Source organism: Shewanella sp. AS1 (assembly GCF_021412565.1).
Taxonomy (GTDB): Bacteria; Pseudomonadota; Gammaproteobacteria; order Enterobacterales; family Shewanellaceae; genus Shewanella.
The window spans coordinates 1-311 of the sequence record NZ_JAKCLJ010000052.1; the positions used below are offsets into that span (position 1 = coordinate 1).

Annotated in this window: 1 protein-coding gene; it reads right to left on the minus strand. The window is 56.6% G+C overall.

Going from position 1 to position 311, the window contains the following annotated elements; genetic code table 11:
- Window positions 1–311, minus strand: a 311-nt coding sequence (locus tag LZP69_RS16005; protein ID WP_234201695.1) for a VCBS domain-containing protein, incomplete at both ends; no start/stop codon positions are given.

The following is a 311-nucleotide window of genomic DNA, read 5'->3' on the forward strand; positions in this document are numbered from 1 at the left end:
GTCTGCACATCAGACGCACCTTGGCTGTCGGTGCCGGTGACATCGACGCTAATGACTTGCTGCTGACCTTCAGCCAGTGACTGATAGGCCGCATGAGAAGCATCAAATGACCAGCTGCCGTCGCTGTTGACGGTCAGGCCATCCACTGGGCTTGCGATGGTGTAAGTGATGGTGTCACCTGCATCCACGTCTGAGCCGGTGACTTTACCTGAGATGCTCGCATCTTCCTTCACGCTTTGGGCAGCGATGGCGTTCACCACCGGTGCATCGTTGGTGCCGGTGAGGTTAATCACCAAGTCTTGGGTGTCACT